The organism is Thermoflexus sp. (assembly GCF_025055495.1).
In the GTDB taxonomy this organism is placed as follows: Bacteria; Chloroflexota; Anaerolineae; order Thermoflexales; family Thermoflexaceae; genus Thermoflexus.
Window position 1 is genome coordinate 1 of the sequence record NZ_JANWXB010000260.1, and the last position, 5,454, is coordinate 5,454.

The 5,454-nt window shown below is 63.8% G+C and carries 5 protein-coding genes and 1 tRNA gene; all 6 read left to right on the top strand.

Annotation, left to right across the window (positions count from 1 at the left end):
- Window positions 1-343 precede the first annotated feature (343 nt).
- Window positions 344-1,027: a molybdate ABC transporter substrate-binding protein gene (modA, locus tag NZM16_RS08525; RefSeq protein WP_295451009.1), complete on the top strand. Its 684-nt coding sequence runs from the start codon at window positions 344-346 to the stop codon at window positions 1,025-1,027.
- Between the two features lie 78 nt (window positions 1,028-1,105).
- Window positions 1,106-1,762, top strand: coding sequence for a molybdate ABC transporter permease subunit (modB, locus tag NZM16_RS08530; protein ID WP_295451006.1), 657 nt, complete (start codon window positions 1,106-1,108; stop codon window positions 1,760-1,762).
- 3 nt (window positions 1,763-1,765) lie between these two features.
- Window positions 1,766-2,947 (top strand): ABC transporter ATP-binding protein, encoded by a 1,182-nt coding sequence (locus NZM16_RS08535; protein ID WP_295451003.1) that lies wholly within the window; start codon window positions 1,766-1,768, stop codon window positions 2,945-2,947.
- Between the two features lie 203 nt (window positions 2,948-3,150).
- Window positions 3,151-3,223, top strand: a tRNA-Thr gene (locus tag NZM16_RS08540).
- Window positions 3,224-3,377: 154 nt separating this feature from the next.
- A complete protein-coding gene (locus NZM16_RS08545; RefSeq protein WP_295479927.1) occupies window positions 3,378-4,346 on the top strand; it encodes a hypothetical protein in 969 nt (322 codons plus the stop codon).
- Between the two features lie 408 nt (window positions 4,347-4,754).
- Window positions 4,755-5,454 (top strand): beta-ketoacyl synthase N-terminal-like domain-containing protein (locus NZM16_RS08550; protein ID WP_295479929.1); only part of this gene is annotated, 700 nt, incomplete at its 3' end.

Genomic DNA, 5,454 nt, shown 5'->3' on the forward strand with positions numbered 1-5,454 from the left:
CCTTCAACGGCCCCGCCCGCCCCCAAACCTCCCCGGTGTCCTCCCCCGGGCAGATCACTACGCCTCGCAGCCCAACGCTGTGGCCGCGGAACCCTTTCGGTTGCACCTCGATCGGTTAGAATAAGAGAGAGCGGACTTCCAGAATTCAAGGGCCAGGTTGGATGTCGGAAATGTTCTGCGTGACGCCCAAAGGGGGGCCTGCTCGATGAGGAAATCCAAGCCCCGGATCTCTCGGATCTTATGTCTGTTCGCCGGACTCGCCCTCGTTGCCTGTCAGGGCTTGCCCTCAAGTTCGGAAGGCCAGTTCTCGGGCCGGGGGAATCCAAACCGTGGCGAGTTAACCGTGGCGGCTGCTGCCGATCTCCGAGGTGCCCTGGGGGAGATGATCCGGGCTTATCAGGACCGGACGGGGATTCGGGTGATTGTGAGCTATGGTTCCAGCGGGCAGTTGACCCAGCAGATCGAGAACGGGGCGCCCTTCGACGTCTTCCTCTCCGCCGATTGGCGGTATATCGAACGGCTTCGCCAGGGCGGCCATACGGTGCCCGGCACCGAACGGCTCTACGCCCGGGGACGGTTGGCTCTGGTTGCTTCGCCGAACTTCCCCAAAGCCCTCCGCTCTCTTTCGGATCTGCAGGATCCAGCGATCCGTCACCTGGCGATCGCCAACCCGGATCACGCGCCCTACGGCCGGGCGGCCCGGCAGGCTCTGGAGCGCTCGGGGCTGTGGGAGGCTCTACAACCGAAGATCGTGCTCGGCGAGAATATCCTCCAAACCTTTCAGTTCGTTCAGACCGGCCAAGCCGACGCGGGCCTTGTGGCGCTGGCGCTGGTGCTACCCAGCGATCTGCGCTGGACGCTGATTCCTCCCGAGCTCCATGAGCCCATCGATCAGGGTCTTGCGGTGCTCCGTCGAACGCCGAACGAGTCCCTCGCCCGGGATTTCGCGGCGTTCGTTCTGAGCGTCGAAGGGCAGGAGATCCTGCGCCGATATGGGTTTGAGAGCATCCCCTCCGTTGGGCAGTGATGATTTTCGTGGAATTTTCGTGGGGCTGCCGAAGGCAGCCTCCACGGAAACAGCTTCCTCTCCACGGAGGATGGATCCTTGGACTGGTTCCCATTTCTCCTTTCCGCCCAAGTGGCGACTCTGGCAACCGGGATCAACCTCATCATCGGGATTGCGGTCGGATGGTTGCTGGCGCGCCGGTCCTTCCCCGCTCGGGATCTGCTGGGGGCCCTCGTGACCATCCCGCTGGTCCTTCCGCCCACGGTGCTGGGTTATTATCTGCTGGTCGCCCTGGGCCGAACCAGCCCCATCGGTCAGGCCTTGGAGGCCGTGGGGGTGCCCCTGGTCTTCACCTGGCGGGGGGCCGTGGTTGCCGCCGCCGTCTCCTCGCTCCCCCTGATGGTCCAGTCCTGTCGCACGGCTTTTGAAGGAGTGGATCCGGAGCTGGAACAGGTGGCTCGGACACTGGGTCGATCGGAATGGGAGGTGTTCCGGACGATCACGCTGCCCCTGGCGTGGCGGGGCATCCTGGCGGGCATGATCCTGAGCTTCGCTCGGGCTCTGGGGGATTTCGGGGCGACCCTGATGGTGGCGGGGAACATCCCGGGCCGAACCCAGACCCTGGCCATCGCGGTGTATGATGCCGTTCAGGCGAATGATCCCACCCGAGCCGGGATCCTGGTCGCCGTTCTCTCCGTATTCGGCGTCCTCACCTTGGTTGCGGCCCAGCAATTGGGCCGCCGGCTGGCCGCGTAAACCATGCTGGAATTGGAGATCGCCCACACCTGGCCGGGATTCCAGCTCCAGCTTCACCTGACCATTGGGACGGAGTTGATCGTGCTGTTCGGTCGATCGGGGGCTGGAAAGAGCCTGACCTTGCGAGCGGTCGCCGGGCTCTTTCACCCCGCTTTCGGTCGGATTGTTCTCAATGGTCGCGTGTTGTTCGATTCCCGATCCGGAGTGAATTTGCCCCCGCAGGCCCGGCGGGTGGGCTATGTGCCTCAGGGATACGCGCTGTTCCCCCATCTCACGGTCTTCGAGAATGTGGCCTATGGCCTCCGGGGTCCATCGAAGGAGATCCATCATCAGGTAATGGAATGGCTGGATCAGGTCGGCCTGGCGGATCTGGCCGGGCGGCGGCCGCATCAGCTATCCGGCGGACAGCAGCAACGGGTGGCTCTGGCGCGAGCCCTCGCCATTCAGCCGGATGTCCTCCTTCTGGATGAGCCGCTTTCCGCCCTGGACGCGCCCACCCGATCGGATCTGCAGACCCTGATCCGAAAGCTCCAGCGCCAGCTGAACATTCCCATCCTCTTCGTCACCCATAACCTGGCCGAGGCGGTCCTTCTGGCGGACCGGATCGCTGTTCTGGAAGGAGGGCGGCTTTTGCAGGTAGGCCCGCCCCAGGAAGTGCTCCATCGTCCGGCTCGCCTGGAGGTGGCCCATCTGGTCGGCGTTCGCAATCTCTTGCGCGGTCAGGTGCGGGGGATGGATCCAGAGGGCTTGCGTCTATCGATCGGGGAACGGGAGCTACGGGCTCGCCCGAACCCAGAGGCCCCACCGCTTCCGGTTGGGACGGAAATCCTGGTCTGCATCCGCGCCGAGCATATCGCCATCGTCCGGCCGGATCGTCCGCCTCCTCCGGAGCGGGAGAACCTGCTGGAAGGGGAGATCGTCGGAGAAATCGACTATGGCTTGGCTCAGGTGCTCTTTTTCCGGCTTCATGGGCCCCGGTTGACGCCGGAGCGGGATTACGATCTGGAGATCGAAATCCCGCCTTATGTGTATGAACGGTTGGGCCTGGATCGGATCCGTTCCTGGACCATCGCGATTCGCCCGGAGTCCATCCATTGGATACCGTGGGGGGAGGGAGGCGAGGGACCTTCGGCCTTCGGCCCTGCCTATCCAGCCTCCCCGATCAAGCGCGACAAACTCCGATGAGCGGCGGGGGCTCCTGCCTACATCGAATGAGGAGGCGGACGGCGTAAATCATTCCCTCACCCGCGGCCCTTCGGGCACGGGAAGAGGGGGATCGAAACTTTAACGGGGGATCTATCCGCTGCTCACCCGCCTGCCCCCGGTTGCTGACCTGAGGTATCCTCGATATAATTATCTACGCCAATCCGGGAACATAAAGTTGAGATGCCACCTTAGCTCAGCCGGAAGAGCACCCGCCTCGTAAGCGGGGGGTCGCGGGTTCGAATCCCGCAGGTGGCTCTCCACGTTTCGACATCCTCTACGTGGGAATCTCTTATTGAAGGGGACCCCCATCCCTGAGAATGTGTCAGGAGCTTCTCCCGGCTCGGGACCCCCCATTTCTCCCCATCTGGGAGCTTCCTGGATCGGGCTTCCAGTGAGAGGATGGAGGTTTTTGGCCAGCCGATGGGGGATCGCGCTCCCCAGCCTCCTGTTAGCCCTTGGGCTTCTCTGGATGATCGGAGCCTCCCAGGCGCCCCCCTCCGGCGATCCGGCTTACTGGATCTGGGCAGCTCGTGCTCGTCTCCGCTTCGGTCCTCTCTTCGATCCTCTGGATCGTTTGGGCCTGTGGTCCCTCGCTGAGACGCCCGGCTGGCGGCTGCTCTGGGCGGGTCTGGCCTGGAGTTTCCTCGCTCACGCCATCGAGGCGGGCCGGGCTCGACAACGGATGAGGGCGCTCGGCTTCGCCCTGCTGGTTTCCGCCATTGGGGCCGGGGGCCTGGGGCGTTACCTGCCACCCCCGCATTCCCTTCTGCTGGCTCCCGGGGAGGGACAATCGGTGGATGGCTTCCGACTGGCCCTGGAAGAGAACGGGCTCTCCCTCTGGCGCCAGGGAGACCTGATCGGACGAACAGGGTTCCATCCCTATCTTCCTTTCTTTCTGGGACCGTATGGCGGGATCGTCCGGCGCAGCCATTCGGTGCTGGAGGTAGAGGCCAGAGGCCCTTCCGGTCCGCTGACCCTGCGCGCCGCGCTGGATGCCCCTCCGGTTTCCCGGATGCTGCTGCATCCCTCTCCGGAAGGGGAAGCCTTCGCGGCGATCCCGGAAGCTCGCTGGATCCTCCGGATCCAAGAGGAGCGATGGCTGACGATCTTTGAAGAGGGAACAGGGGCGGTGATCTGGCAGGAGGAACTGCCCCGGCTGGCAGATGGCCAAGCCCTTGAGCGGACCCTCCCGGGGGGATATACCTTGCGCTTCACCGCACGTCCGGTGTATCGGTTCATCCTTTTCCTGCTCCCGGTCTTCCTTCAGCGTGCTCTGATGGGGGGGATGGCGATCCTTGGCCTGGGGATTATAGGAGCGGCCCAACTTCGCGCCGCAGCCGCTCGACGATCGTGCGCACCAGGTAGCCCTACTCCCTAAACATCCCCGGTGTAACAAAAAGCCTCTCCGGGTGTTTTTGCTAAAGAAAATGCGCTACATCAGGGGCAACTTCGGGCATGGAGTCCCATCAAGCGCCTTGGGGAGGGGAGCGGGCTAGTGCTTTGTCCAGTTATCAGCTGGGGATTTGAGGAACCGAAGCCAGTCCGGAAGGAATGGCCCCACGCCCCCCCGAAAACCCCCAAATCAAAAATGGACAAAGCACTAGGCGCCTCTCCCCCTAAAAACTGGGATTGGGGCAACTGCCTTCGGCGGTGCCTCAGCCCTAAAAACCTGCGGGAGGGCCCGGAAGTCGCCCGAGGAAAGAGGATGGAGCGAAAGCGCCCCACCATGGGGGAACGATCGATTGGACGAAGGCAGAATCCGCCGCATGGGCAGGAGGCAACCGAAATGACGCGCGTGGTGATTACCGGGATGGGGGCTATCACGCCCCTGGGGAACGATGTGGAAACGTTCTGGCAAAATGTGGTGGCCGGGCGATCGGGGGTGGGCCCGATCACCCTCTTCAATGCCTCGTCCCTGAAAACCCGGATCGCTGCGGAGGTCCGGGATTTCGATCCGGAAGCGTGGTTCGGACGCAAAGAAGCCCGGCGGCTGGATCGCTATGCTCAGTTTGCCCTGGCGGCCGCGCAACAGGCGCTCCAGGACGCCCGGCTGGATCCCGCTCATGTGGATCGGGAGCGCGTGGGGGTCGTGCTGGGAACCGGGATCGGCGGGATTGGCGCGCTGGTTCAGGGGGTGGAAACCCTGATGACCCGCGGCCCGGATCGGATCAGTCCGTTCATGGTTCCAATGATGCTGGCGGATACAGCCCCGGGGCTGATCGCCATCGCTTATGGGTTCCGGGGACCGAATATGGCGGTGATTACCGCATGCGCCAGCGGAACGAACGCGATCGGCGAGGCCATGCATCTGATCCGACGCGGGGATGCCGACGTAGTGATCGCCGGCGGCGCCGAGGCGGCCATCCTGCCGATTTCGGTGGCCGCCTTTAACGTAATGGGAGCCATCTCCACGCGAAACGAAGAGCCCGAGCGAGCCTCCCGCCCCTTCGACCGAACTCGGGATGGCTTCGTGATGGGGGAAGGGG